Source organism: Agrobacterium sp. CCNWLW155, from assembly GCF_036888815.1.
Lineage (GTDB): Bacteria > Pseudomonadota > Alphaproteobacteria > Rhizobiales > Rhizobiaceae > Agrobacterium > Agrobacterium radiobacter.
In genome coordinates this window covers 93,994-120,581 of sequence record NZ_JBAKFW010000010.1, presented here as the reverse complement: position 1 = coordinate 120,581, position 26,588 = coordinate 93,994, and the positions used below count along the sequence as shown (strand labels likewise).

At 58.8% G+C, this 26,588-nt stretch carries 25 protein-coding genes and 1 riboswitch; of the genes, 19 read left to right on the top strand and 6 right to left on the bottom strand.

Going from position 1 to position 26,588, the window contains the following annotated elements; genetic code table 11:
* Nucleotides 1-2 precede the first annotated feature (2 nt).
* Genes rsmG through V6S97_RS23200 form a run of 3 tightly spaced genes read left to right on the top strand, consistent with a single transcriptional unit; the run spans nucleotide 3 to nucleotide 2,346 of the window.
* Nucleotides 3-620, top strand: a complete 618-nt coding sequence (rsmG, locus tag V6S97_RS23210) for a 16S rRNA (guanine(527)-N(7))-methyltransferase RsmG (RefSeq protein ID WP_003505323.1) — start codon at nucleotides 3-5, stop codon at nucleotides 618-620.
* Nucleotides 621-639: 19 nt separating this feature from the next.
* Nucleotides 640-1,434 carry a ParA family protein gene (locus tag V6S97_RS23205; protein WP_003505322.1) on the top strand — a complete coding sequence of 265 codons (795 nt, stop codon included), beginning with the start codon at nucleotides 640-642 and terminating at the stop codon, nucleotides 1,432-1,434.
* A gap of 30 nt (nucleotides 1,435-1,464) precedes the next feature.
* Nucleotides 1,465-2,346 (top strand): ParB/RepB/Spo0J family partition protein, encoded by an 882-nt coding sequence (locus V6S97_RS23200; protein ID WP_334427796.1) that lies wholly within the window; start codon nucleotides 1,465-1,467, stop codon nucleotides 2,344-2,346.
* Nucleotides 2,347-2,405: 59 nt separating this feature from the next.
* Here the strand turns inward: V6S97_RS23200 and V6S97_RS23195 are convergent, their stop codons facing one another.
* The gene (locus tag V6S97_RS23195) at nucleotides 2,406-2,615 is read right to left on the bottom strand and encodes a DUF1674 domain-containing protein (protein ID WP_003505320.1); all 210 of its coding nucleotides are present in this window, start codon (nucleotides 2,613-2,615) and stop codon (nucleotides 2,406-2,408) included.
* 116 nt (nucleotides 2,616-2,731) lie between these two features.
* On the opposite strand from V6S97_RS23195, the gene htpX reads away from it, so the two are divergent.
* The 4 genes from htpX (at nucleotide 2,732) to purH (ending at nucleotide 8,641) form a co-directional block, all read left to right on the top strand.
* Entirely contained in the window at nucleotides 2,732-3,697 is a 966-nt protein-coding gene (gene htpX, locus V6S97_RS23190) for a zinc metalloprotease HtpX (protein WP_003505319.1), read from the top strand.
* Nucleotides 3,694-5,079 (top strand): RsmB/NOP family class I SAM-dependent RNA methyltransferase, encoded by a 1,386-nt coding sequence (locus V6S97_RS23185; protein ID WP_003505318.1) that lies wholly within the window; start codon nucleotides 3,694-3,696, stop codon nucleotides 5,077-5,079. Before htpX ends, V6S97_RS23185 begins: the two co-directional genes overlap by 4 nt.
* 125 nt (nucleotides 5,080-5,204) lie before the next feature.
* Nucleotides 5,205-6,872 carry a heparinase II/III family protein gene (locus V6S97_RS23180; protein WP_161974182.1) on the top strand — a complete coding sequence of 556 codons (1,668 nt, stop codon included), beginning with the start codon at nucleotides 5,205-5,207 and terminating at the stop codon, nucleotides 6,870-6,872.
* Between the two features lie 152 nt (nucleotides 6,873-7,024).
* Nucleotides 7,025-8,641, top strand: a complete 1,617-nt coding sequence (gene purH, locus V6S97_RS23175) for a bifunctional phosphoribosylaminoimidazolecarboxamide formyltransferase/IMP cyclohydrolase (protein WP_065695307.1) — start codon at nucleotides 7,025-7,027, stop codon at nucleotides 8,639-8,641.
* Nucleotides 8,642-8,725: 84 nt separating this feature from the next.
* Here purH and V6S97_RS23170 read toward each other — a convergent pair whose 3' ends face one another.
* Both V6S97_RS23170 and V6S97_RS23165 read right to left on the bottom strand, forming a co-directional pair.
* Nucleotides 8,726-10,258, bottom strand: coding sequence for a UxaA family hydrolase (locus V6S97_RS23170; RefSeq protein ID WP_003505314.1), 1,533 nt, complete (start codon nucleotides 10,256-10,258; stop codon nucleotides 8,726-8,728).
* 44 nt (nucleotides 10,259-10,302) lie between these two features.
* Nucleotides 10,303-10,995, bottom strand: a complete 693-nt coding sequence (locus tag V6S97_RS23165) for a FadR/GntR family transcriptional regulator (protein ID WP_003505313.1) — start codon at nucleotides 10,993-10,995, stop codon at nucleotides 10,303-10,305.
* 255 nt (nucleotides 10,996-11,250) lie between these two features.
* On the opposite strand from V6S97_RS23165, the gene V6S97_RS23160 reads away from it, so the two are divergent.
* From V6S97_RS23160 to V6S97_RS23120, 9 genes are all read left to right on the top strand, one after another.
* Nucleotides 11,251-12,816: a sugar ABC transporter ATP-binding protein gene (locus V6S97_RS23160; RefSeq protein ID WP_162687265.1), complete on the top strand. Its 1,566-nt coding sequence runs from the start codon at nucleotides 11,251-11,253 to the stop codon at nucleotides 12,814-12,816.
* Nucleotides 12,817-12,824: 8 nt separating this feature from the next.
* The gene (locus V6S97_RS23155) at nucleotides 12,825-13,847 is read left to right on the top strand and encodes an ABC transporter permease (RefSeq protein ID WP_003505311.1); all 1,023 of its coding nucleotides are present in this window, start codon (nucleotides 12,825-12,827) and stop codon (nucleotides 13,845-13,847) included.
* A gap of 75 nt (nucleotides 13,848-13,922) precedes the next feature.
* Nucleotides 13,923-14,864, top strand: coding sequence for an ABC transporter substrate-binding protein (locus V6S97_RS23150; protein ID WP_003505310.1), 942 nt, complete (start codon nucleotides 13,923-13,925; stop codon nucleotides 14,862-14,864).
* Between the two features lie 97 nt (nucleotides 14,865-14,961).
* On the top strand, nucleotides 14,962-15,975 hold the full coding sequence (locus V6S97_RS23145; RefSeq protein WP_087745220.1) for an aldo/keto reductase: 1,014 nt from the start codon (nucleotides 14,962-14,964) through the stop codon (nucleotides 15,973-15,975).
* A gap of 3 nt (nucleotides 15,976-15,978) precedes the next feature.
* Nucleotides 15,979-16,800: an amidohydrolase family protein gene (locus V6S97_RS23140; protein WP_334427794.1), complete on the top strand. Its 822-nt coding sequence runs from the start codon at nucleotides 15,979-15,981 to the stop codon at nucleotides 16,798-16,800.
* A 3-nt stretch (nucleotides 16,801-16,803) separates the two neighbouring features.
* Entirely contained in the window at nucleotides 16,804-17,814 is a 1,011-nt protein-coding gene (locus tag V6S97_RS23135) for a zinc-binding alcohol dehydrogenase family protein (protein WP_334427793.1), read from the top strand.
* Nucleotides 17,811-18,944, top strand: coding sequence for a mannitol dehydrogenase family protein (locus tag V6S97_RS23130; RefSeq protein ID WP_003505302.1), 1,134 nt, complete (start codon nucleotides 17,811-17,813; stop codon nucleotides 18,942-18,944). Before V6S97_RS23135 ends, V6S97_RS23130 begins: the two co-directional genes overlap by 4 nt.
* An 11-nt stretch (nucleotides 18,945-18,955) precedes the next feature.
* A complete protein-coding gene (locus tag V6S97_RS23125; RefSeq protein WP_003505301.1) occupies nucleotides 18,956-19,285 on the top strand; it encodes an L-rhamnose mutarotase in 330 nt (109 codons plus the stop codon).
* 36 nt (nucleotides 19,286-19,321) lie between these two features.
* Nucleotides 19,322-20,599 carry an L-fuconate dehydratase gene (locus tag V6S97_RS23120; protein ID WP_003505299.1) on the top strand — a complete coding sequence of 426 codons (1,278 nt, stop codon included), beginning with the start codon at nucleotides 19,322-19,324 and terminating at the stop codon, nucleotides 20,597-20,599.
* Here the strand turns inward: V6S97_RS23120 and cobD are convergent.
* Nucleotides 20,581-21,630 (bottom strand): threonine-phosphate decarboxylase CobD, encoded by a 1,050-nt coding sequence (gene cobD, locus V6S97_RS23115; protein WP_003505294.1) that lies wholly within the window; start codon nucleotides 21,628-21,630, stop codon nucleotides 20,581-20,583. The genes V6S97_RS23120 and cobD overlap by 19 nt on opposite strands.
* Here cobD and cbiB point away from each other — a divergent pair.
* Nucleotides 21,629-22,594: an adenosylcobinamide-phosphate synthase CbiB gene (cbiB, locus tag V6S97_RS23110; RefSeq protein WP_334427792.1), complete on the top strand. Its 966-nt coding sequence runs from the start codon at nucleotides 21,629-21,631 to the stop codon at nucleotides 22,592-22,594. The two genes, cobD and cbiB, sit on opposite strands and share 2 nt — an antisense overlap.
* Here cbiB and V6S97_RS23105 read toward each other — a convergent pair.
* Nucleotides 22,581-24,038 carry a cobyric acid synthase gene (locus tag V6S97_RS23105; RefSeq protein WP_003505289.1) on the bottom strand — a complete coding sequence of 486 codons (1,458 nt, stop codon included), beginning with the start codon at nucleotides 24,036-24,038 and terminating at the stop codon, nucleotides 22,581-22,583. The two genes, cbiB and V6S97_RS23105, sit on opposite strands and share 14 nt — an antisense overlap.
* Before the next feature lies 1 nt (nucleotide 24,039).
* A complete protein-coding gene (gene cobO / locus V6S97_RS23100; RefSeq protein WP_080866644.1) occupies nucleotides 24,040-24,657 on the bottom strand; it encodes a cob(I)yrinic acid a,c-diamide adenosyltransferase in 618 nt (205 codons plus the stop codon).
* A 134-nt stretch (nucleotides 24,658-24,791) separates the two neighbouring features.
* Nucleotides 24,792-25,007: riboswitch (cobalamin riboswitch) on the top strand.
* 158 nt (nucleotides 25,008-25,165) lie between these two features.
* Here cobO and V6S97_RS23095 point away from each other — a divergent pair.
* Nucleotides 25,166-25,552 (top strand): DUF1636 family protein, encoded by a 387-nt coding sequence (locus V6S97_RS23095; RefSeq protein ID WP_003505282.1) that lies wholly within the window; start codon nucleotides 25,166-25,168, stop codon nucleotides 25,550-25,552.
* Nucleotides 25,549-26,586 (top strand): cobalamin biosynthesis protein CobW, encoded by a 1,038-nt coding sequence (cobW, locus tag V6S97_RS23090; protein WP_099085796.1) that lies wholly within the window; start codon nucleotides 25,549-25,551, stop codon nucleotides 26,584-26,586. Before V6S97_RS23095 ends, cobW begins: the two co-directional genes overlap by 4 nt.
* The last annotated feature ends 2 nt before the right edge of the window (nucleotides 26,587-26,588 follow it).

Genomic DNA, 26,588 nt, shown 5'->3' with positions numbered 1-26,588 from the left:
TTATGAAGATAAACGGCCAGAGTGTTTCACGTGAAACACAGGAAAGGCTCGAACATTTTGTCGAGCTTTTTAAGAAGTGGAACAGAACCACAAATCTGGTCGCGCCCTCCACTCTCACTGAGCTTTGGAGCCGGCATGTCGCCGACAGCGCGCAGATATTTCAGCTTTCTCCTCGGCCGAAAAAATGGATTGATCTTGGAAGCGGCGGCGGATTCCCTGGTGTCGTCACTGCAATTTTTCTGGCTGAGCTTGGCGATGGCTGGGTCGATCTCGTTGAAAGCAACAATAAAAAAGCGGCATTCCTGCGAATTGCACTGAAGGAAACCGGTGCAAGAGGTGCAGTACATCCTGTCAGAATCGAGACGGCACCTGAAGTCATCAAGAATTGCGACGTCGTTTCAGCACGCGCGCTCGCCGAACTGGACCTGCTTTTCGATTATATTCACCCCTGGGCGCAGAAAAATCCAAATCTGAAGGCCTATTTTAATAAAGGCCGGGATTATGATTCCGAAGTGCAGAAAGCACATGGTCGCTGGGAGTTTGATCTGGTAAAACATCAGAGTGCCATTGAGGCAGATTCTGTTGTTCTTGAAATCAGCAACCTCGTTTTGAGGCGCTGACGAACTGGCCAGGTGCGGTATGACTTTTGAAAAAAACCGGATTATCGCAGTTGCTAACCAGAAAGGCGGCGTTGGTAAAACAACCACCGCCATTAATCTGGCTACCGCGCTGGCGGCTATTGGTGAGCGGGTGCTGATCGTGGATCTGGACCCGCAGGGTAATGCGAGTACCGGCCTTGGAATCGACCGCAAGGAGCGCAAGCTTTCGTCTTATGATCTTCTGGTGGGAGATCATGGAGTCGCGGAAGTTGCTGTTCCCACGGCAGTTCCCAATCTCGATATCGTGCCTTCCACGATGGATCTGCTCGGTTTCGAGATGCAGGTCGCGAATGTTTCCAACCGCGTTTTTCTGTTGCGCGCAGCCATGGAAACACAGGAAGCCAGAGGCTATTCCTATATTCTTGTTGATTGCCCCCCTTCTTTCAATCTTCTGACCATGAATGCGATGACGGCGGCGCATTCTGTACTCGTGCCACTGCAATGCGAGTTCTTTGCGCTGGAGGGCCTTAGTCAGCTGCTGGACACGGTCAGTCAGATTCGAGGGTCGGTCAATCCGCAGCTTGATATACAGGGCATCGTTCTGACGATGTTCGATGCGCGGAACAATCTTGCGCAACAGGTTGTGTCAGATGTGCGCACGCATCTTGGAGAAAAGGTTTACCACACGCTCATTCCACGCAACGTGCGTGTTTCCGAAGCGCCTTCTTATGGTAAACCGGCAATTCTTTACGATCTGAAATGCGCCGGCAGCCAGGCCTATTTGCAGCTGGCGTCCGAAGTGATCCAGAGAGAGCGTCTGCGTAAAGCCGCCTGACGTTTGCCGGAATGTATGGAGTAATATCTTATGAGTGATGATCTTTCCAAGCGTCGGCTGGGGCGCGGTCTTGCTGCATTGATCGGAGAAATGGATCAACCAGTGCCGGTGGGTGAGCCTCAGCGCGCTGTTAATGCTGACCGTACCATTCCGATCGAATTCATCGCTCGCAGCCAGAGAAACCCCCGTCGTCATTTCGATGAGAATGAGCTGCAGGATCTGGCCGCCTCCATTCGTCAGCACGGAATTGTTCAGCCTGTGGTCGTGAGAACAGTTGGAGTCAACCGCTACGAGATTATTGCGGGTGAAAGACGCTGGCGCGCGGCGCAGCTGGCGGGCTTTACCGATGTCCCTGTCATCGTTCGCGACGTGGATGATCGCACGGCGCTGGAATTAGCGATTGTCGAAAACGTACAGCGTTCAGACCTCAATCCGCTCGAAGAAGCGATGGGATATGAACAGCTGATCGCCGAACACGGCTATACGCAAAATGATCTCGGCGAAATCATCGGCAAGAGCCGAAGCCACGTTGCCAATAGCCTTCGGCTTCTCAAGCTTCCAGATCCGGTACGTGATATGCTGGCGGATGGTTCGCTTTCCGCAGGTCACGCGCGTGCGCTTGTTTCCACATCCGATCCGGCGACGCTTGCAAAAACAATCGTGTCCAAGGGACTTTCGGTGCGTGATGCCGAGCGCCTGGCGCAGAACGATATCAAGTCGCAGGGTGATGTCGCGGAGAAGCGACCTGCTGCGGAAAAGGATTCCGACACGATCGCGCTCGAACGCAGCCTGTCCGATGCTCTCGGACTCGATGTGAAGATCAGCCACAAAGGTGGATCCGGGCAAATCCGCATCGGTTACCGGACGTTGGAGCAGCTTGAAGCGGTATGCCGCCTTCTGGAGAAGAAGTAGTAACTAATTGTTTTTAATTATAAAATACCCGCCAAAGGCGGGTATTTTTATTTGTGGACTCAAAAATCGATGGCCCGGCCTTTTATTTCGTAATCACCGAAACGCACAGGTTCAGCGCCACCGCGACCGCCGGTTTCCGGCGGCAATTGCAGATCGGCCTGTTGTCTGCGCCGTTCTTCTGCTTCCTTCAAAGCCCGTTGCGCCGCCGGCGAAAGCTGCTTGGCCCTTTCTGCGCCGTCCGTGGCATTGTCATTATCCGCATTCTGCATGAAATCCTCCCTATGACGGGATATTGAAATACGTTTGCCGCTTACCAGATTATATAATCTGATGGGCTTTATAAACCCCGGAATATTCCCGGTGAGTGAGAAGGAGAGTTTAACGGATGAACATGATGCGCACGGCAATGCTTCTGGCCTTCATGACCGCATTGTTCATGGGTGTCGGTTTTCTGATTGGCGGCAAGGGCGGCATGATGATTGCGCTGCTTATTGCGGCCGGTATGAATCTTTTCTCCTACTGGAATTCTGACAAGATGGTCCTCGCCGCCTATCATGCGCGGGAGATTGATGAGGCCAATGCGCCTGAGTTTTTTCATATGATCCGCGATCTGTCGCAGAATGCCGGTCTACCAATGCCAAAGGTCTATATTTACGACAGCCCGCAGCCCAATGCCTTCGCGACTGGACGAAATCCGCAGAACGCCGCTGTTGCGGCTTCCACCGGATTGCTGGAGCGGCTAACTCCTGAGGAAGTGGCCGGTGTCATGGCGCATGAACTCGCACATGTGCAGAACCGGGATACGCTGACCATGACAATCACCGCCACGCTGGCGGGTGCCATTTCCATGCTCGGCAATTTTGCCTTCTTCTTCGGCGGCAACCGGGAGAACAACAACAACCCGTTGGGCTTTATCGGTGTGCTGGTCGCGATGATTGTCGCGCCGCTGGCGGCAATGCTGGTGCAGATGGCGATCAGCCGCACGCGTGAATATTCCGCCGACCGCCGCGGCGCGGAAATCTGTGGCAACCCGCTCTGGCTTGCCTCCGCCCTGCAGAAGATTTCGGGCATGGCGCAGCGCATTCACAATGATGATGCCGAGCGCAACCCGGCGACGGCGCATATGTTCATCATCAATCCGCTTTCCGGCGAGCGCATGGACAATCTCTTTTCCACGCATCCGAACACGGAAAACCGCGTGGCGGCGCTGCACGCCATGGCGCAGGAGTTTTCTCCGCGAGGATCGACGCCGCCGTCCTCGGGTGATAGACCTCTGCGCAAATCAGGCTCTGTTCCCAAAACAGGCTGGGGACGAGGCAATGAAAACGAGCGCAAGGGGCCGTGGTCTTGACATCCGATATTCAGAATAAGCCGGCGCGGTCCAGAAAACCGAGACCTGCAAATGGGAGGGGCCGTGAAGACGGCCCTTCGTCTTTCCAGGATAAGCCAGGCCTTGCCGCGCGCATTGCCGCCACCCGCATTCTGGCGGCCGTTCTGGAAAAGAAGACCTCGCTGGACGGGATGCTTGATAACGAAAACGGCAATCCCGTCTATCGAGCCCTGTCGCTTGCCGACCGGGCGCTGGTAAGGGCCATCGTCAACAGCGCGCTTCGCCACCTGCCCCGGATTGAAACGGCATTGTCGATGCTGCTCGATGGGCCGCTGCCGCAGGGCGCGCGATCGCTGCACCACGTCCTTGTCGTCGGTGCAGCCCAAATGCTCTACCTCGATGTGCCGGATCATTCCGCTGTCGACCTCGCCGTGGAGCAGGCTCACCGTGATCCGCGCAACAAGCGTTTCGTCAAGCTGGTGAATGCCGTTCTCAGAAGGCTCGGTCGTGAAAAAGCGGAGATCGAAAAGGCTGTCGCCGATGTTCCCGTGCTGCCGGACTGGTTCTATGCGCGGCTTGTTTCGGCTTACGGAAATGAAGCAGCTCAAAGGATTTCGCAGGCGCAGCTGACACCCTCCTCCATTGATCTCACGATCAAGGCGGATCCCGCTCTTTGGGCGGAGAAACTGGGCGGTACGCTCATGCCGAACGGCAGCGTGCGACTGGGTGAATTCGAGGGACAAATCCCATCGCTCGAGGGTTTTGCCGAGGGTGCATGGTGGGTGCAGGATCTTGCGGCGAGCATGCCTGTCAGGTTACTGGGCGATATCTCCGGCAAGCGTGTCGCCGATCTCTGCGCGGCCCCGGGCGGCAAGACCGCCCAGCTTGCGCTGGCGGGCGCCAGGGTGACGGCGCTGGATCAGTCCGGCAACCGTCTTCGTCGCCTCAGGGAAAATCTCGATCGACTTGGCCTAAATGCCGAGACGGTGGAGGCGAATATGCTGAAGTACCAGCCGGAACAGCTTTTTGACGCGGTTCTCCTTGATGCGCCATGTTCTTCCACCGGGACACTTCGCAAACATCCTGATGTCTGCTGGACCAAGGATGAGAACGATATCGCCAAATTGGCCGCTCTTCAGGGCCAGATGCTGCGGCAGGCGCTGACCCTTGTTGGTCCCGGCGGTCTCGTGGTCTTCTCCAATTGCTCGCTTGATCCTTCCGAAGGGGAGGAGATGATTGCCGAGGTTCTGGCGGAAAATCCCGGCGTGGAGCGTGTTGCCGTCCGCCGCGAGGATTGGCCCGGAATGGAAGCGGCTATCAGCGCCGATGGCGATCTTCGTACGACGCCTGATATGTTCGGCGGCGTCGATGGGTTTTTTAGCAGTGTCTTGCGTAAGAAGTAGAAAAAAGCCAAGCTCTCGCGAATCATTAGATATTTATCGAAAACGTTCCGGTCGTCGCGGTTCACTGATAAAAACAAAACATGTGAAACGGGAAACACAGCTTGTTAGGGTCCTTTGCAGGCAGCATGAATGCCGCCGGTCTTCTGTCGCGGATGGCGTATCGTCATTTGTGTGTCGGCCTTACGCCTTTGCGCCTGCATGTGTCGCGATTTGCCAATCGTGTGCCCGATGGTCTGGTGGCGGCGCCGACCGATCTCAGAGCGATCGATCCCTATTTCGCCGAGGAATTGTTGCGGGGCCGCATCGCGTTGGCCGGGCGTGTCGTCGAAACCGGCGGGGCTTCGCCCTTTCAGGTGGACTACCCCTCGGCGGTTTTCGAAGAACGGCTGCATGCATTCACTTGGCTGCGTCATATTCGATCCGATAAATCGAGCGAGGCCTGCAAGCGGGCTCGCCGCATCGTCGCCGAATGGATGGTGATCCATGGCAGACGGCTTGCGGGTATCGCCTGGTCGCCGGAAATCGCGGCGCAGAGGTTGATAGCCTGGCTCTCGCACTCTCCCGTGGTTTTATACGAGGCTGATGCCGGTTTTTACCGCCGTTTCCTGAAAAGCCTTACCTTTCACGTGCGGTATCTCGAAAGAATCGTCAGACATGCGCCTGACGGCGAAGCGCGGCTGAGGGTTAGGATCGCGCTTGCCATGGCCTCTATCGCCATGCCTACCCGCCTGTCGCGCATCAACCGGAACGGAATGAAGCTGGCTCAGGAAATGGAACGCCAGATTCTGCCCGATGGCGGGCATGTTTCCCGTAACCCACGGGTCATGCTGGATTTGCTGCTCGATCTCCTGCCGCTGCGACAAAGTTATATCAATCTGGGCCATGATCTCCCCTCCGGTCTGGTGCCGGCGATAGACCGCATGTTTCCGGCGATTCGGTTCTTCCGGCATCAGGGCGGCGATCTCGCGCTGTTCAATGGCGCCACGGCCACACTGGCCAATGAGCTTGTTTCCGTGCTGCGCTACGACGAAACGGCTGGCAGGCCCTCCAAAGTCCTGCCGGATGTGAACTATCACCGGCTTGCGACGGACGATACGGTCATCATCGTCGATACAGGGTATCCCGGTTCGGCGGAGCTTTCACGCAATGCCCATTCGGGTTGCCTTTCGTTTGAAATGTCCTGTGGCAAGAACCGCTTCATCGTCAATTCCGGTTTTCCGCGCAATGCCGCGCCGGAATATCAGCGGGCCAGCCGTTCGACGGCCGCGCATTCCACTGTCACGCTTGCGGATACATCATCCTGCAGACTGTCGCGCTCGAGGCTGCTTGGTCCGATCATGGTATCAGGTGTCAGCCAGGTTGACAGCCGACGTGGAACGGACGCAAACGGCAATGACATCCTGTGGGCGTCTCATGACGGTTATTTGCAGAATTTCGGCTGTTATCATGAGCGGGAAATAGAATTGAATGCGGCCGGCACCAAGATAAAAGGCCGGGATCTGCTTCGGGCTGATGAGAATGCCGCAAAAACGCAATTGCAGTCGATCTCCGCGGTTTCGCGTTTCCACATTCATCCTCACATTCAGCTGCACCAGCGGGACGAAGAGTCGGTCTACCTGGAGGCGGCGGATGGAACCGTCTGGCTGTTTTCGGCACCCGGGCTGGAGCTTTTCGTCACCGAGGATGTGTTTATGGCCGATGCGTCCGGCATGCGGCCCTCTCAGCAGATCGAGCTCCCCTTCAATCTTGCGAATACGCGGGAAATCCGCTGGCTGATTGAACGCCAGGCCTAGGAAATTTCCGGCGGCGCGGGGCAAAAACCGCCATAGTTTACGCCGTTCAGCATCCCCGCTGTTTATTAATCCGGTAAGCTGTGTTAACGCGGCGGCAATTGCTGGATCAATCCCATTCCAGCCTGTCCTCCCCGTTTAACGGAGTATGCCTGATGGCCGTCGTGTCCAAGAAAATCCCCGCCCCCGACAAGGTCAAAATCCGCACGGCGCTTCTTTCCGTGTCTGACAAGACTGACATTATAGAGCTGGCGACGGTTCTGTCGAAGCTTGGCGTCAAGCTCCTGTCGACCGGTGGTACGGCGAAAGCCATTGCGGAAGCAGGCCTGCCGGTGACGGATGTCTCCGACGTGACGAATTTTCCTGAGATCATGGACGGCCGCGTCAAGACTCTGCACCCCAATGTCCATGGTGGGCTGCTGGCTATCAGGGATGACGCGGAGCATGTCGAGGCGATGAAGGCGCACGGCATCGAGGCGATCGATCTCTCGGTCATCAATCTCTATCCCTTCGAGGAAGTTCGCGCCAAGGGCGGCGATTATCCGACGACGGTCGAAAACATCGATATTGGTGGCCCGGCAATGATCCGCGCTTCCGCCAAGAACCATGCCTATGTCACTGTTGTTACCGATCCGTCCGATTACCCTGACCTGGTTGAAGCCCTGCAGGCTGATGACGGCCAGACCTCCTATGCGCTACGCCAGCGTTTTGCCGCCAAGGCCTATGCCCGCACGGCTGCCTATGACGCGGTGATTTCCAACTGGTTCGCGCAAGCGCTTGCGATCGAGACACCGGATTACCGCGCCATCGGCGGCGTGCTGAAGGAAAAGATGCGCTATGGCGAAAACCCGCACCAGAGCGCAGGCTTCTATCTGACGGGTGAGAAGCGCCCCGGCGTGGCGACCGCCACTCTGCTTCAGGGCAAACAGCTTTCCTACAACAACATCAATGATACGGACGCAGCTTACGAGCTTGTGGCGGAATTCCTGCCGGAAAACGCGCCGGCCGTTGCCATCATCAAACACGCCAATCCCTGTGGCGTTGCGACCGGCCCGACGCTTGCCGAAGCCTATCGGCGCGCGCTGGCATGTGATTCCGTTTCCGCCTTTGGCGGCGTTATCGCCTTGAACCGCACGCTTGATGCGGAAACGGCGGAAGAGATCGTCAAGCTCTTCACGGAAGTCATCATCGCACCTGACGTGACGGAAGAAGCCAAGTCCATCATCGCCCGCAAGCCGAACCTGCGCCTGCTGACCGCCGGTGGCCTGCCTGATCCGCGCGCGGCCGGGATTACGGCGAAGACCGTTTCGGGTGGCCTGCTGGTGCAGAGCCGCGACAATGGCATGGTCGAAGATCTGGACCTCCAGGTGGTCACCAAGCGTGCGCCGACGCTGCAGGAACTTGAAGACATGAAGTTCGCTTTCAAGATCGCCAAGCATGTTAAGTCCAATGCCGTTATCTATGCCAAGGACGGGCAGACCGCAGGCATCGGTGCCGGCCAGATGAGCCGTGTGGATTCCGCCCGCATTGCCGCCCAGAAGGCTGAAGATGCCGCCAAGGCTCTTGGTCTTTCCGAGCCGCTGACACGCGGCTCTGCCGTCGCTTCGGAAGCATTTTATCCCTTTGCTGACGGTCTGCTCGCCGCGATCGCCGCAGGTGCTACCGCTGTTATCCAGCCGGGTGGCTCCATGCGCGATCAGGAAGTGATCGACGCTGCGAACGAGCACAATGTGGCAATGGTCTTTACCGGCATGCGTCACTTCCGCCACTAAGTGCGGAACAGGCAGAAATGACAAAGGCCCGGAAAGTGATTTCCGGGCCTTTTGTTTCACGTGGGACAGTCTGGTGTCGCAGGTTCAGGTCACAGCCCCAACCTGCCAAGGCACAAATTCGTTGTCGCCGTAGTCGTAAATCTCGCTGACGGTCTTGTCGCCGGATGCGACGGCCAGAATATGCTCGAAAATTCGTTTGCCGGATTCTTCGATGGTTTCGTTGCCGGTGACGATCTCGCCGCAATTGATATCCATGTCTTCCTTCATGTGTTCATACATTTCGGAATTGGTGGCGATCTTGATGCATGGAGCCGGCTTGAAGCCCGAGACCGAGCCGCGGCCGGTGGTGAAACAGATGACGTTGCAGCCGCCCGCGACCTGGCCGGTGACGGCAACGGGATCATAGCCCGGTGTATCCATGAAGACGAAACCCTGCTCCGTCACGGTCTCGGCAAATTCATAAACTGCCTTCAGCGGCATGGAGCCGCCCTTTGCGACTGCGCCGAGTGATTTTTCCAGAATGGTGGTCAGGCCGCCAAGCTTGTTGCCGTGGGAAGGGTTGTTGTTGAGTTCGTCACCGTTCCTGGCGGTATAATCCCGCCACCAGTCGATACGCTGCAAGAGCTTCTCGGCCACAGCAGGGGTGACTGCGCGCTTCGTCAACAGATGCTCGGCGCCGTAAATCTCCGGCGTTTCGGAGAGGACTGTGGTGCCGCCGTTGCGGACGATGAGGTCGGAGGCATAACCCAGGGCCGGGTTGGCGGAAATGCCAGAGTAACCATCCGAACCACCACATTCCAGCGCCACCTTCAGCTTGGAGAGTGGTTGCTCGGTGCGGCTGGCGGCGTTGACCATTGGCAGCATGGCCTTGATCTCGGCGATCGCCGCATCGATCGTCTTGCGGGTGCCGCCATGCTGCTGGATCGTCATGGTGCGCAGCCGCTCACCCTCTTCCATCTTGTAATGTTCGAGGATGGGGGCGATCTGGTTGGTTTCACAGCCGAGGCCGATCAGCAGAATGCCGCCGAAATTCGGATGGCGGGCATAACCCTGAATGGTGCGGATCAGCAGGCGGTAACCTTCCGATTTTGTGTTCAGCGCACAGCCGCCCCCATGGGTCAGCGCCACGACGCCATCGACATTGTCGAAACCATCAAGGCCGCCCTGCTTGTTGAAATAATCAGCGATGTAACGCGATACCGTGGCGGAACAGTTCACCGAAGCGATGACGCCGATATAGTTTCTCGTTCCGACGCCACCGAGGCCGCGGTCATACCCCTTGAACGTCCGGCGCTCGGCTTCCGGCAGCATGCCCTTTTCTTCAATATCGACACTGAACTGATGGGCGTGTTCGGACGGCACCATGGCGAGATTGTGCAGGTGAACATGCCGGCCGGGCTCGATATCCTGTGTGGCTATACCGATCACCTGTCCGTATTTCAGCACCTCGTCTCCGGATTTGATGAGTTTGAGGGCCACCTTATGCCCGCGCCCGATCAACTCGAGCGCCGCCAGATCTCCCCTGCCCGTTGCGCCGCCGGCCGGAATGGACCGACGCGCCACCGCGACATTGTCGTTGGCGTTCAGCAAAATGGTTGCCTCGGAATTCTCACTCACGGGTTATCCTCCTCCCGATATATATTGTCTGCTATGTTTCGAAATTAGCTTTCCACCCAGCGTCTCTTCGAACCTTCCAGATGGGTATGCATGGCTGCCTGCGCCAGCAGCGGGTCTTTAAGCTCAAGCGCCGCCAGAATGGCTTCATGTTCCTGAAGCGCATGGGTCCAGGTATCGCGGTCTTCAAATTTCACGCGAAGCTGGGCCGAAATCGGGCTGTGGCGCTCATCGAAAAGGTTCGCCACCATTCGGGCCAGAACGCTGTTACCGGATTGCTCGGCTATGGTGACGTGAAACAGCCGGTCCTGATCCAGAGGTTTGCGACCGGCCTCGATTTCCCTTTGCATGGTGTTGAGTATCTGGCGGAGGGTCGCGATCGTCTCATCGGTCATCCGGCTTGCCGCCAGCACGATGGTCGCGCCCTCCAGCGCGGCCCGCGCCTGCATCAGTTCGGAGGGGCTGTCGCCAAGCGATTTGGTATGATGGGTCGTCTGCAGAGCTTCCGCCGACACATAGACGCCGGAACCCATGCGAATCTCGACGGTGTTGTCGATTTCAAGCGCAATCAGCGCCTCGCGCAACGAAGGCCTTGATACACCGAGCTTCTGGGCCAGTTCCCGTTCGGCGGGAAGCCGCGTACCGGGTAGGAATTCACCCATATCGATGAGTTCACGTATCTGGTCCGCAATCTGCTGATAAAGCCTGCGCGGTTCCGCTATTTTGGCCTGACCACTCATGTGTTTTCCGACGAGCCCTATCTGCAATCCGTATTTGGCCTTACCGTAACGCCAAGCGTATCAATGCGCAAGGAATTACTTAATCATATGAAAATACATGCTTATTACCGATATGATTTCGATACTCTGTTTCCGCTTCGGATGCAGGATAGCAAATTTTGACCTAATTGGCTTGACCATTCTGAAAAACCGGCCTAACCATTTGACCTGTTCATGAACCCCGGTGGAGCGGGGATACGGGTGGGAGGTTTCCAGATGTCGCAGGGCGCATCGACAATTCGGGGCGATTTTTCGCCTGAGGAGATGGCGCGCGCGGAGCGTTCGGCCCTTCTGCGTCTCGACAATATCAGCAAGGAATTTCCGGGCGTCAAAGCGCTGTCCAACGTGCATTTTGATTTGCGCGGCGGTGAAGTGCATGCCGTCTGCGGCGAGAATGGTGCGGGAAAATCGACGCTGATGAAAATCATCAGCGGCGTTTATCAGCCGAGCGACGGCACGATCCTGCACAAGGGCGTGAAGGTGCAATATGCATCACCGCTGGAATCCGAAGCCGCCGGTATCGCCATCATTCACCAGGAACTCAACCTCGTTCCGCATCTTTCCGTTGCCGAGAACATCTATCTTGCGCGCGAACCGCGTCGCGGTTTCCTCGTTGACCGCAAGAAGCTGCGTCTCGACGCCAAGCGCTGTCTCGACCGGCTGGGTGTTGATATCAACCCCGACCAGATGGTCCGTGGCCTCTCCGTCGCCCAATGTCAGATGGTGGAGATTGCCAAGGCGCTGTCGCTTGATGCGGAAGTGCTCATCATGGATGAGCCGACCTCTTCGCTGACCGAGCAGGAAACCCGCCTTCTTTTCAAGGTTATCCGGGACCTCAAAGCCTCCGGCGTCGGCATCGTTTACATTTCCCATCGTCTCGATGAAATGGCCGAGATCGTCGACCGTGTGACGGTCCTGCGTGACGGACGTTATATTTCGACCGACGATTTCGCCTCGATTACCGTCGATGACATCGTCACCCGCATGGTCGGGCGTTCACTGGAAGACAAATTCCCCGAGCGCACATCGCGCCCGACGGAAGACGTCATCTTCTCCGTTGAAGGTCTGGCCCGCAATGGCGTGTTCAGCGATGTGAGCTTTTCACTGCGGCGCGGTGAAATCCTCGGTTTTGCCGGACTTATGGGCGCGGGACGAACGGAAGTCGCGCGGGCGATCTTCGGGGCCGATCCGCTTGATGCCGGCAAAATCACCTTCAATGGGCGCGAGCTTTCGATCAACTCGCCACAGGACGCGATCGAAGAAGGTATTGCCTATCTCTCGGAAGACCGCAAAAGCGATGGCCTCGCCATCAAGATGTCGGTGGCGGCCAATACGACGCTTGCCAATCTCGGCGAGGTTTCCAACCGTTTCGGGCTGATCGACTTCAAGAAGCACGACGACGTCGCCAAGCGCTACGTCGACCTTCTGAATATCCGCACCCCTTCGATCGATCAGACGGTGCGGCTGCTTTCGGGTGGCAATCAGCAGAAAATCATCATCGGCAAATGGCTGTTCCGCCAGTCGCGCGTGCTGTTCTTCGATGAGCCGACACGCGGCATCGATGTCGGCGCGAAATTCGCGATCTACAAGATCATGGACGAACTGGCCGCACAGGGCATCGGCGTCGTTCTCATCAGTTCGGAATTGCCGGAAATTCTGGGGCTGACGGATCGCATCGCGGTCTTCCATCAGGGCCGCATCACGGGCGTACTCGAAACCGCCAAGACCAATCAGGAAGAAATCATGCGGTATGCGTCCGGTTACGGCCGGGCCGCGCAGTGAGGAACGACATGGCCAATATTGCAGAACCCAAGAAGAGCTTTGCTGTCAGCGACCGCCAGAAGGACATCATCCAGAAGTTTGCTGCGCTCGGCAGCCTGTTCGCCCTCGTCGCGGTCTTCTCCGCCACCAGCAGCGCCTTCTTCACCGTCAATAACGGCATGACGATTGCGTTGCAGGTCACGTCCATCGCTCTGCTCGGCATTGGTGCCACCTGCGTCATCATCACCGGCGGTATCGATCTTTCTGTCGGTTCGGTGCTGGCGCTCGCCGGTGTGGTTGCCGCCCTTGCGGTGAAGGAACTCGGCATGCCTGTGCCGATCGGCATGTTGCTCGGCATTCTGACGGGATCGCTCTGTGGTTTCATCAACGGCCTTCTGGTCACGCGTTTCAAGCTGCCGCCCTTCATCGCCACTCTCGGCATGATGCTGATCGCGCGCGGCGTGGCGCTGCAGATTACCGGTGCGCGCGCCGTTTCGGGCCTTGGTGAATCCTTTGGCGAACTCGGCAACGGCGCTCTCTTCCGCATTGTTAATATCGGTGACGACGGTTTTCCGAATGTCGTTTTCCCCGGCATTCCTTACCCCGTCATCCTGATGGTGGTGATTGCGCTTGCGGTTTCCTTCATGCTCAACCGCTCGATCCTCGGCCGCCACATCTACGCCGTGGGCTCCAATGCGGATGCTGCACGCCTTTCCGGTGTCAACGTCGCCCGCGTCACCAATTTCACCTACATCCTGTCCGGCACGCTCGCCGGGCTGACGGGCTGCGTGCTGATGTCGCGCCTCGTCACGGCCCAGCCGAATGAGGGCGTGATGTATGAGCTGGATGCGATTGCCAGCGCCGTTATCGGCGGCACATCGCTGATCGGCGGCGTCGGCACGATTTCCGGCACGGCCATCGGTGCCTTCGTCATCGGCATCCTGCGCAACGGTCTCAATATGAATGGCGTCTCCGCCTTCACGCAACAGATCATCATCGGCCTCGTCATTCTGGTCACCGTCTGGATCGACCAGCTGCGCAACCGCCGCTGATCAAAGGGCTGCGGACCCTTTCCGCAAAAAAGATCGGCAGGGGAGGCCCGGTATGCCGACATCACGGAGGAAGAAATGAAGAAAATTGCGACTGCCCTTCTGACATCCGCAATCGCGCTGTGGAGCGTTTCCACCGTGCAGGCCGGTGAAATCGCCGTCATCGTCAAGACCGTCAACTCCACCTTCTGGCAGAACGTCCAGAAGGGCGCTGACGCGGCGATGAAGAATTCTTCCGGCAACACCATGACCTTCCAGGGTCCGGCTGCTGAATCGGCGATTGCCGACCAGGTCAACATGGTTGAAAACGCCATCAACCGTAAGGTTGCTGGTATTGTTCTCGCACCTTCCGATCCGGACGCGCTGGTGCCTGCCGTCAAGAAGGCCTGGGAAGCCCGTATTCCCGTCGTCCTGATCGACTCGCAGCTCGCCAAGGGCTCGGAGCAATATTACCAGTCGTTCCTGGCGACCGATAACAAGAAAGCCGGCGAACTGGCAGCGCAGGCGCTGATCGACAAGGTGGGCAAGGAAGGCAAGATCGCCGTCATGTCCTATGTCGCCGGTGCCGGTTCCGAAATCGGCCGTGTCGGCGGTTTCACCGACTATATCCAGATGAACTCCAATCTGAAGATTGTCGGACCGTTCTACTCGCAGTCGCAGATGGCCACCGCGCTGAACCAGACGACCGACGTTCTGGCCGCCAATTCGGACCTCAAGGGCATTTTCGGCGCTAACGAGCCGACGGCGATCGGCGTTGGCCGCGCTCTCGCCCAGAGCGGCAAGGCCGGCAAGGTCGTCGCCATCGGTTTCGACGGCAATCAGGACCTTCAGAGCTTCGTCAAGGATGGCACGCTGGGCGGTATCGTGGTTCAGGGTTCCTACCAGATGGGTGAAAAGGGCGTAGAGACCATTTCCAAGCTCATCAACAAGGAAAAGGTCGAGAAGTTCGTCGATACCGGCGTCGTTGTTGTCACCAAGGACAATATCGAAAAGCCGGAAGCCAAGAACGTTCTTTACTGATGCATGATGGCGCGCCGCCACAGGGCGGCGCGCCTTACCTGTTTGAGATGCGGTTTTCACCATCCCGCTCTAGCTAGAAATTCAGGAAGTCCCTGCGATGAAAGTCTCCGATACACGTAAATTGCCGCGCCGCGCCGTTGACGTCACCGTCATGGGCCTCGGTTGCGCCCAGATGGGCAATCTCTACCGCCTCACCCCCTATGAAGAGTCCAAGGGTGCGTTCGACAAGGCATGGGAAAGCGGCATGCGTTATTTCGATACCGCGCCGTTTTATGGCTATACGCGGTCGGAGCGTCGTCTGGGCACCATGGTTACGGAGCATGACCGGAGCGAATATACGCTCAGCACCAAGGTCGGCCGTGTGATGGTTCCTGACGAGACCGTCGGTCCGGAGGAGGATGCCTATATAGCGCCCCTGCCCTTCCGCCCGGTCTATGATTATTCCTATGACGGTATTCTGCGCTCCTTCGAGGCAAGCCAGCAGCGGCTAGGCGTCCTGAAGCCGGATATTCTTTATGTCCATGATATCGGTTCCTACACCCATGGCGAAAAGCACCAGCATTATTGGGAGCAGTTGACCACGGGTGGCGGCTTCCGAGCGCTTGGCAAGCTGCGCGAGGAAGGATCGACGGGGGCCATCGGCCTTGGCGTCAACGAGTGGGAAATTGTCAGCGACGCGATGGATGTCTTCGACATCGACGTCGCCATGCTCGCTGGCCGTTATACGCTGCTGGAACAGCAGAGCCTTGGTTTCATGAACCGTTGCGCTGAAAGCGGCGTCGGTATCGTTGTCGCCGGTGCTTTCAATTCCGGCATTCTGGCTGGCAACCGCAAATTCAATTATGCCGATGCGCCTGCCGATATTCTCACGCGTGTCGATGCGCTGCAGGGTGTTTGCGAGGAACTCGGCGTATCGCTGCAGGCCGCCGCATTGCAATTTCCGCTCGCGCATCCGGCTTCGGTCACTGTTGTCTCCGGTGCGCGCAATGCGCAGCAGCTCGCTTCCAATATCGAATGGTTCGAGCAGTCGATCCCGGATGAATTCTGGTCCGAGCTGCACAGACGAGGCCTGATTGCCGAAGGTGCGCCTACGCCCGCCGGGAAGGCTTGAGGCATGATTATCGACGCCCACCAGCATTTCTGGCTGATGAAGGATCGTGCCGGGCAATGGCCGCCGCCGTCGCTCGCCGCCATCCACCGGGATTTTCTCCCCGCCGATCTGTCGCCCTTGCTGGCCGCTGCCGGAGTTTCCGGCACCGTGCTGGTGCAGACGATGGAGACGCGGGCCGACACGGATTTCATGCTGGAACTGGCGGAAAAGACCGATTTCATCAAGGGTGTGGTCGGCTGGGTGGACATGAAGTCTCCCGACGCGGCGAGTGAAATTGCTCGCCGGGCAAAACATCCGGCCTTCAAGGCTGTGCGTCCGATGTTGCAGGGCATGGAGGATGTTGCCTGGATCGATGATCCGGCACTCGATCCAGCCGCGGCGGCTTTGGTAAAGCACGGTCTGGCGTTCGATGCGCTGGTCCTGCCGCCCAATCTGCCGCATCTGCTGTCCTTCGCCCGCCGCCATCCGCAGTTGCCCATCGTCATCGACCATGGCGCGAAGCCCATGATTGCCATCGGTCACTACAGCGACTGGCGTAAGGATATGGCCGCTCTGGCGGCTCTTCCCAATGTCCATTGCAAACTCTCCGGTCTGCTGACCGAGCGCGGTGAACAGCGACCGGAAGCCGTGCGGCCTTATGCCGAGACCATTCTTGAACTCTTTGGTCGCAACCGCGTGATTTTCGGCAGTGACTGGCCGGTGTTGCGGCTGGCCGGCGATTATCAGGCATGGCTGGATTTCTGCCGCGATATCGTGCCGGCAGAGGACCATGCGGCAGTCTTTGGCGGTAATGCCATTCGTTTTTATTCCCTTTCCCACAGGTGATGCATGCTGGCGATTTTCTGCGAAACCCCAGGTCAACTCGTCCCCAAGGAACTGCCGAAACCAGCGCGTGGCGAGGGTGAAGTGCTGGTGCGCATCCGCCGCATTGGTGTTTGCGGCACGGATCTGCACATCTTCACCGGCAACCAGCCTTATCTTTCCTATCCGCGTATCATGGGTCATGAGCTTTCCGGCACGGTGGAAGAGGCGCCGCAAGGCAACCATCTGTCCGTGGGCGACGTGGTCACCGTCATTCCCTATATCTCGTGCGGCAAATGCAGCGCCTGCCTTAAGGGCAAGAGCAATTGCTGCCGCAATATCGGTGTGCTCGGCGTTCATCGTGACGGCGGCATGGTCGAATATCTGAGCGTGCCGCAGCAATTTGTACTGAAGGCGGAGGGGCTGAGCCTCGACCAGGCGGCGATGACCGAATTTCTGGCTATTGGTGCGCATGCGGTGCGCCGTGGCACAGTCGAGAGGGGGCAGAAGGTTCTGATCGTCGGTGCCGGCCCGATCGGCATGGCCGTTGCGGTTTTCGCCGTTCTCGATGGTGGCGAAGTGACGATGATCGATGGACGTACCGACCGATTGGATTTCTGCAAGGAGCATCTTGGCGTTGCGCATACGGTGACACTCGGGGAAGGTGACAAAGATCGTCTTTCCGAAATCACCGACGGCGATTTCTTCGATGCGGTCTTTGATGCGACCGGCAATCCGAAAGCCATGGAGCGCGGCTTTTCCTTTGTCGGCCATGGCGGTTCCTACGTGCTGGTCTCCATCGTCGCCAGCGATATCAGCTTCAACGATCCGGAGTTCCACAAGCGTGAGACGACGCTGCTCGGCAGCCGCAATGCCACGCCTCAGGATTTCGAGCGCGTCCTGCAGGCGCTGCGGGAAGGCAAGGTGCCGGAGGCACTGATCACCCATCGCATGACGCTTGCCGATGTGCCCTCCAGATTCGCCGGCCTGACCGATCCGAAGGCCGGAGTGATCAAAGGCATGGTGGAGGTCGCATGACGTCCGATACGGCCATCCTGCAATTCGGCACCAGCCGCTTTCTCCTGGCGCATGCGGATCTCTTTGTTTCGCAGGCGCTGGACAAGGGCGAAGCGCTCGGGCGCATCGCGATTGTCCAGACGACCGGCAATGCGGAGAGCCTGAAGCGTGTTGCGGCGCTGAACAGCGGCGCGCCCTATCCCGTGCTTATTCGCGGTATCCGTGATGGGCATGAAGTGGACGAGGAAATTCAAGGCAGGGCTGTCGCGCGGGCACTGACCGCTGCGACCGACTGGGCCGAAGTGCGCCGCCTCGCCTGCGAGGCCGAGGTCATTCTGTCCAATACGGGCGACCGCGGTTATGAGCTGGATTCGGCCGACAATGCTGGGCTTGCTGGCGATTTTACGATCGTGCCGAAGAGCTTTCCGGCGAAACTCTGCATGTTGCTGCTGGAGCGTTTTCAGAGCAATCCGGAAGCGCCTGTGTCCATTTTCCCCTGTGAGCTTGTACCGCGTAACGGCGAAAGGCTGAAAGAGGTTATTCGCCGGCTTGCCGATGAATGGCAATTGCCGGCAGGTTTTGCCTTTTATCTGAATGAGAAGTGCCGTTTCGCCAATAGTCTGGTGGACCGCATCGTCTCCGAGCCCATCGACCCGGTCGGCGCTGTGGCGGAACCCTATGCGCTCTGGGCGATAGAGAGCCAGGATGGTCTTGTCCTCCCCTGCACGCACCCTGCCGTGGTGCTGACCGACGATCTCGATCACTATGAAAAGCTGAAGCTTTTTCTGCTCAATCTCGGCCATTCCTATCTGGCGGAACGCTGGACGCAGGATGCGCGCGGGAAGGATGAGACGGTGCGTCAGGCAATGGCCGACGATGCTCTCGTTGCAGATCTGGAGACGCTCTGGCGGGACGAGGTTCTGCCGGTCTTTGCAGCCGAAGGCATGGGAGACGAAGCGCAGACCTATATCGGTCAATTGCGGGAACGTTTGCGCAATCCCTTTCTCGCGCATCGGCTGGCTGATATCGCCGGCAACCACGACGAAAAGAAGCGTCGCCGCTTCGCTCCGGTCATTGCCGCGGCGGAACGGCTGGGACTAAGCCTGCCGCAGACAAAGCTGCGCGCTGCGCTCGCCACCATCAAGCAATAACGGAGTTTTTCATGCAGCGTATGGGCATGGTCATAGGCGTCAAACCTGACATGATCGCGGAATATAAAAGGCTGCACGCCGCCGTCTGGCCTGAAATTCTGGCGCTCATCAGCGATTGCAATATCCGCAATTATACGATCTTCCTGCGCGAGCCGGAAAATCTGCTCTTCGGCTATTGGGAATATTACGGCACCGATATCAGCGCCGACATGGCGAAGATGGCTGCAAGCCCCAAGAACCAGGAATGGTGGTCCTTCACGATTCCCTGCCAGCAACCACTCGAAAGCCGCAAGGAAGGCGAGTGGTGGGCGATGATGGAAGAGACCTTCCACCACGATTGAACGATTTCCTTTGACACTGACCGCGAGTGACCGGCCATGACCAAAATTACTGATCTGCGTGTTTTCGACCTGCGTTTTCCGACCTCCCAAAGTCTCGACGGTTCGGATGCTATGAACCCCGACCCGGATTATTCGGCGGCTTACGTCATTCTTGATACCGATGAGGCGGGTCTCAAAGGCCACGGGCTGACCTTCACCATCGGCCGCGGCAATGACATCTGCTGCATGGCCATCGAAGCGATGCGTCATCTGGTGGTCGGCACCGATCTTGCTACCGTTACCGAGAATCCGGGCAAATATTGGCGGCATCTGACGAGCGACAGCCAGCTGCGCTGGATCGGCCCGGATAAGGGCGCGATGCATCTCGCCACCGGCGCCGTTGTGAATGCGGTATGGGATCTGCTGGCCAAGAAGGCGGGCAAGCCGGTGTGGCAGCTTGTTGCCGATATGAGCCCGGAAGAAATCGCCGATATCGTCGATTATCGCTATCTGACCGACGTGCTCACCCGCGACGATGCGCTCGCGATCCTCAAAAAAGCCGAAAGCGGCAAGAAGCAACGTATCGAGACGCTGAAGAACGAAGGTTACGCCTGCTATACCACGTCGGCCGGCTGGCTTGGCTATGACGACGCCAAGCTGCGCCGTCTTTGCCAGGAAGCCATCGATGCCGGTTTCAACCATGTGAAGATGAAGGTCGGCCGTGATCTGGAAGACGACATTCGCCGTCTTACCATAGCCCGCGAGGTGATTGGTCCCGACCGTTACCTGATGATCGATGCCAATCAGGTGTGGGAAGTTGATCAGGCAATCGAGTGGGTGAATAAGCTCGCCTTTTCCAAGCCCTTCTTCATCGAAGAACCGACCAGCCCGGATGATGTCGCTGGCCATCGCAAAATTCGTGCTGCCATCGGCTCGGTGAAGGTGGCGACGGGCGAAATGTGCCAGAACCGGATCATGTTCAAGCAGTTCATCGCTGAAGGCGCGATCGATGTGGTGCAGATCGACAGCTGCCGCATGGGTGGCCTGAACGAGGTGCTGGCGGTTCTCCTGATCGCCGCCAAATACAATTTACCGGTTTGGCCGCATGCCGGCGGCGTCGGCCTTTGCGAATATGTGCAGCATCTGTCGATGATCGACTATCTGGTGGTATCTGGTACGAAGGAAGGCCGCGTGATCGAATATGTCGACCACCTGCACGAGCACTTCATCGAACCCTGCGATATCAGAAACGCCGCTTACATGCCGCCGAAACTGCCGGGCTTCTCCATCGAAATGAAGCCGGAGTCGATCGAGACCTACACCTTCGAGGAATAACCAAAGGATGACAGCGCCTCCTCAAGGCGCTGCCACTCCGTTTCGCTCCCGGGAAGGCCGAAACGCACGTCGTTCGGCCTTTCATCAAAAATGCGGACCAGAATGCCGTGTTGGCCAAGATGGCTGAACAGTTCGGTGGCGCGAGGGTTCCGCGCCAGAGTAAAAAGGGACGTACCGCCGGCAATCGCCAGTCCCACTTTTTCCAGCATGTCGTTCATGCGCCGGGTGTCTTCGGCAAGGCGCAGACGCATGGACGATTGCCATTTTCCATCTGCCAGAGCCTGTGTTGCGATATGCAGCGCAGGGCCGGAAACCGCCCAGGGGCCGAGCCGCGCTTCAAGTTCAGCGGCGATATCGGGCTTCGCAATGGCGAAACCCAGCCGAACGCCGGCCATACCATAAAATTTGCCGAAAGAGCGCAGGATCACCAGCGCATCCTGGCTGGCTGCATTTGCGAGGCTTTCTGCACCTCCTCCCGTCTCGATGAAGGCTTCGTCCACGACGAGCAGCCCGCCCTTGTCGCGCATGGCTTCGGCCAGCGACAGCAACGCTGCGCGATCCGTGATGCGGCCATCGGGATTATTGGGATTAACCACCACGGCATAGTCGTGAGCCGACAGCTCCCTGGTGTTTTCCAACTCGGTTACGGCAAGTCCGGCCATACGTGCGGTCCGGGCATGTTCCGCATAGGCGGGTGAAAGCACGGCGCCGCTCTTGGCCCCGCGAGCAAGTGCAATCTGAGCCAGTAATGGCATCAGCATCTGGGTGCCGGGGGAAAGCGTCACATGCCGGGCGGAAGGCGCGCCGAAATGGGCTGCAGCCAGCTGTTTCAATTCTTCGGCGGCATCCGGTTCCGGCAGGCGGGTGAATGCGCTGGCGGGAACGGCCGAATGCGGATAGGAGTGCGGATTGATCCCGGTCGAAAGGTCGATCCACGGTGCCGGCGCTTCAGGAAACATCAGACGCGCCCTGCCGAGATTGCCGCCGTGACGGATCGCAGCCCGCGCCTTTTCTGGTACTGTTTCACCCATGTTCTTTGCTCTCGCTTTCCTGTCGCTCTTGATCGAACGCCTGACCGGTTATCCGGACTGGCTGTTCAAACGCATAGGCCATCCCGTAACCTGGGTCGGTTCGCTTATCGCGCTGCTGGACAAAAAATGGAACCGGGAGAACGAGTCATTTTCACAGCGCAAGGCGGCAGGTGTGGCGGCTCTGGCCGGTTTCGTCGGGCTGACGCTGCTCCTTGCGTGGTTTGCGCAATCCACCCTGATTTTTCTGCCCTTCGGCATTTTGCTGGTTGCCGTGCTGGGCGCTTCGCTTCCGGCGCAGAAAAGTCTTGAGCAGCATGTGGAGGCTGTCGCCACTGCTCTGGAGCGCGAGGGCGTGGGCGGTGGCCGCAAGGCGGTATCGATGATCGTCGGGCGCGATCCGCAAAAGCTTGATGAGGCGGCGATCTGCCGGGCGGCGATCGAAAGTCTGGCCGAGAATTTTTCCGACGGCATCGTTGCACCCGCCCTGTGGCTCGGTCTCCTGGGCCTGCCGGGCGGCGCGGCTTACAAGGCGATCAATACGGCTGACAGCATGATCGGCCATCGCTCACCCCGCCATGAGGCCTTCGGCTGGGCCTCGGCCCGGCTGGACGATCTGGTCAATCTGCCGGCGTCGAGACTGAGTGGCGGCCTTTTCGTGGCCGCTTCGTTTTTCGTGAAGGGCGCATCACCCGGCGGGGCCATTGCCGCGATACGTCGCGATGCCCGTCATCACCGTTCCCCCAATGCCGGCTGGCCGGAGGCGGCGCTGGCCGGCGCTCTGGGCTTCGCGCTTGCAGGGCCGCGCTCCTATGGCGGGCAGATGATCGAGGCGCGCTTCATGGGCGAAGGCGGGAGGGCGACGCTGGTTGCGGGGGATATTCGCAGGGCGCTGGAGCTGGCGCGGGTTGCCGACCTGCTGTTGATCGGCCTGTTCGGACTTCTGGCGATCCTTATCGCGCTATAGCCAGCAGACGGTCGAGATCGAGGTGGTGCTCCATATGCGCCGCAAGATGATCGAGGACGGCCTCCACCTGCGCATCATAGTTCAGGTCCGCGCCCTGCCCGCCGAGCCGCTCCAGCCATGCGCCGCGTTGGCGATCATCCGCGAAAAGACCGTGAATATAGGTGCCGAAGACGCGGCCAGAGGCCGAGATGGCGCCATCATTATGCCCATCAAGCGTCGAGAACGGCAGATGGTCCGTCATGCCTGTGGTTTCACCGACATGCATTTCGTAGCCGGATAAATCTATGCCGTCGAAACTCGTGCCGCGAACGGAAATGAGCCGCTTGTCGCCCGTCAGAACCGTGTCGACATCCAGCAGGCCCATTCCCTCGACCGTCGCTGGCGATCCTTCGATACCGTCAGGATCGGCAACTGTTTTTCCAAGCATCTGGTATCCGCCGCAGAGGCCCAGAACATAGCCGCCGCGTCTTACATGCGCCTTGATATCAATGTCCAGGCCAGCATTCTTCAGCACGGCAAGGTCGGCGATCGTGGATTTCGAACCGCACAGCAATACCAGCCGGCAATCGGTAGGAATTGTCTCGCCCGGCCGCACGCGGATCAGTTCGACATCGGGTTCCATGTCCAGGGGATCGAGATCATCGAAATTGGAAATATGCGGCAGGATCGGCACGGCAATGCGCATCTTCGCGCCAGGTTTCCGTTCAGCCGGGCCGGAAAGCCCGAGAGCATCCTCCGCCGGCAATTGTGCGGCGTCGGTAAAATGCGGCAGAAGCCCGATGGAGGCCCAGCCGGTCTTTTCCGCAATTATCCGCATGCCGTCCGAAAACAGGGCCGGATCACCACGAAAGCGGTTGACGATAAAACCTTCGATCATCGCCGCGTCTTCAGCTTCGAGCACGGCTTTGGTACCGACGAGGCTGGCGATGACGCCGCCCCGGTCGATATCGCCGATGAGGATCACAGGCGCGTCCGCAGCTCTCGCAAATCCCATATTGGCGATGTCATTGGCACGCAGGTTGATTTCGGACGCGCTGCCCGCCCCTTCCACCAGCACCAGATCGGCCTGCTGTTTCAGGAGCTCGAAGCTTTCCAGCACGCGTGGCATCAGTCCGGCCTTCATGTGCTGGTAATCGGCCGCTTTGGCATTGCCGGCGATCTTGCCCTGCACGACCACCTGTGCGCCGGTTTCGCTCTGCGGCTTCAGGAGCACCGGGTTCATGTGCACGGAAAGCGGCACGCCCGCCGCCCGCGCCTGCAGCGCCTGCGCGCGGCCGATCTCGCCGCCATCGGCGGTCACGGCCGCATTGTTCGACATGTTCTGCGGCTTGAACGGCATGACGGACAGGCCGCGCCTGACGAAGGCCCGGGCAAGACCGGCCACCATCAGCGATTTGCCGACATCCGAGCCGGTTCCCTGAAACATCAGCACGTGTGCAGCCATGTCAGAATTCTATCCCCGCCTGCGCCTTCACGCCCGCCTTGAAATGATGTTTGACGAGGGTCATTTCCGTCACCATGTCGGCGGCGTCGATGAGCGGTTGCTTGGCGTTGCGGCCGGTAACGATGACATGCAGATCGGGCCTGCGGCTGGAAAGCGTTTCCACCACCTCCTCCAGCGGCAGGTAATCGTAACGGAGTGCGATGTTCAGCTCATCGAGGATCAGCAGGCCGATGGTTTCGTCGGCCATCAGGATCTTGGCTTCTTCCCAGGCCTTTGCCGCCGCTGCGACATCGCGTTTCAGATCCTGCGTGTCCCAGGTGAACCCCTCGCCCATGGTGCGCCAGGCAACCTTGTCGCCGAACAAGGTCAGCGCCTGCTGTTCTCCTGTCGACCATGCACCCTTGATGAATTGCACCACGCCGACCCTGCGTCCAGTGCCGAGCATGCGCAGGGCAAGGCCGAAAGCGGCGGTGGATTTGCCCTTGCCCGGGCCGGTATTAATCATCAGCAGACCTTTTTCGATGGTCTTTTCCGCAACTTCGGCATCCTGCACCGTCTTGCGGTTGACCATTTTCTGCCGGTGGCGTTCGGCTTCGCTGTCGCTGATGTCGCGTGTCATTGCATTTTCCTTTTCATCCAGCTGTGCGAGATCCGGTGCCCCCGCCATTCGGAGCGGCGACTATACCCAATTTGCCGCACCCGGCAATGTGCCGCCGCAGGGCCCGCAGCATTGACCCTCACGTCCGTTCAGCCTAAGGGTAACGGACTGACGGTCTTTTCCCGGCAACGGGAGAAGCTAAGAGGGAACACGGTTCCAACCCGATTACCGGGTCATTCCGTGGCTGCCCCCGCAACTGTAAGCGGTAAGCCCGCACCGTAAAGCCACTGGACCCTTGAAGATGGTTCGGGAAGGCGGTGTCAGGGTGTAAAGCCGCGAGCCAGGAGACCTGCCGTTTCAGGAAAAACGTCTGCCGGGCGGGGTGCTCCGGTCAGTCGGTTAGATCGAACATCCGGTTTGCGCTTTCCCGCATGCCGTTTTCGACATCCGCACCCCGAGATTTTTTGCAAGGCGCGGGAAACGATACGGTTTGGATATTTCAGCGACATCTTCTTCTACGAGTGGAAACATGCAGGACGAAACGGCGTCCGGCGTGACCGTCTTCATTTGCAGAAGCTGTCGCGATGAAGCCGACGCCAATGCCGAACCGCGCCCCGGTTCGCGTCTCGCCGATGCCGTCATGGCAAAGGCGGAGGAAACGGGTGTCACCGTTCGTTCCGTCAACTGTCTTGCCAATTGCAAGCGCGGCCTCAGCGCCGTGCTGCGCAGCGCCAATGGCTGGTCCTATGTATTCGGCGGGCTGACGACCGGTGACGCGGAAGATTTGTTGACCGGCGCGCGGCTGCTGGCTGCCGCCCCCGATGGCCTGATGCCCTGGCGCGGCCGCCCCGAACCATTAAAGCGCGGCATGGTGGCGCGCATTCCCCCATTCGATTTTACCGAGGAGAGATCATGAGCACCCTTCTGGACCGCGTTCCCTGCACCATCGTTACCGGTTTTCTGGGGGCCGGCAAAACCACGCTGCTGCGCGGTCTTCTCGAAAAGCTTGACGGCAAGCGGCTGGCGATCATCGTCAATGAATTCGGCGATATCGGCATCGATGGCGAAATTCTGAAAGGCTGCGGTATTGAAAGCTGCCCGGAAGAAAACATCATCGAGCTGGCCAATGGCTGCATCTGCTGTACAGTGGCGGATGATTTCCAGCCCGCCATCGAACAGATTCTGAGCCGCCAGCCGAAGGTGGAGCATATCCTCATCGAGACCTCGGGCCTTGCCCTGCCGAAGCCGCTTGTGCAGGCTTTCCAGTGGCCGGCCATCAAGAGCCGCGTGACGGTGGATGCCGTCGTGGCCGTGGTGGATGGCGCTGCCCTCGCCGAAGGGCAGGTGGCGCATGACATGGAAGCGCTAGCCGCTCAGCGCGCCAATGACGAGGCGCTCGATCATGATGACCCGGTCGAAGAGGTTTTCGAGGATCAGGTCGCCTGCGCTGATCTTATTGTGCTGACCAAGGCCGATCTTCTTGACGATGCCGGCCTGGACAAGGCCAAGGCGCATATTCTCGAACATCTGCCGAAGGCAGCAAAGATCGTCGTGGCCTCCAATGGCGCTATTGATCCCGCCGTGCTGATCGGTCTTGGCCTTGCGGTGGAAGAGGATATCGAAAACCGCCGCACCCACCATGATGGCGAGCTTGACCACGAGCATGACGATTTCGACAGCTTCGTCATCGATTTGCCGGCCGTCACCGACCCGGAAGCACTGGCTATCCGTATCGCCGAGACGGCTGCTGCGGAAAATGTCCTGCGGATCAAGGGCTTCATCGAGGTTTCCGCAAAGCCGATGCGCCTGCAGGTGCAGGCTGTCGGCAGCCGCGTCAACCACTATTACGACCGGCCCTGGGCCGCGGGTGAAGAACGCCGCAGCCGTCTCGTCGTCATCGGTGAAAAGGGCCTCAATCGCGAGAAGATCGAGCAGATGCTGGCCGCCTGACG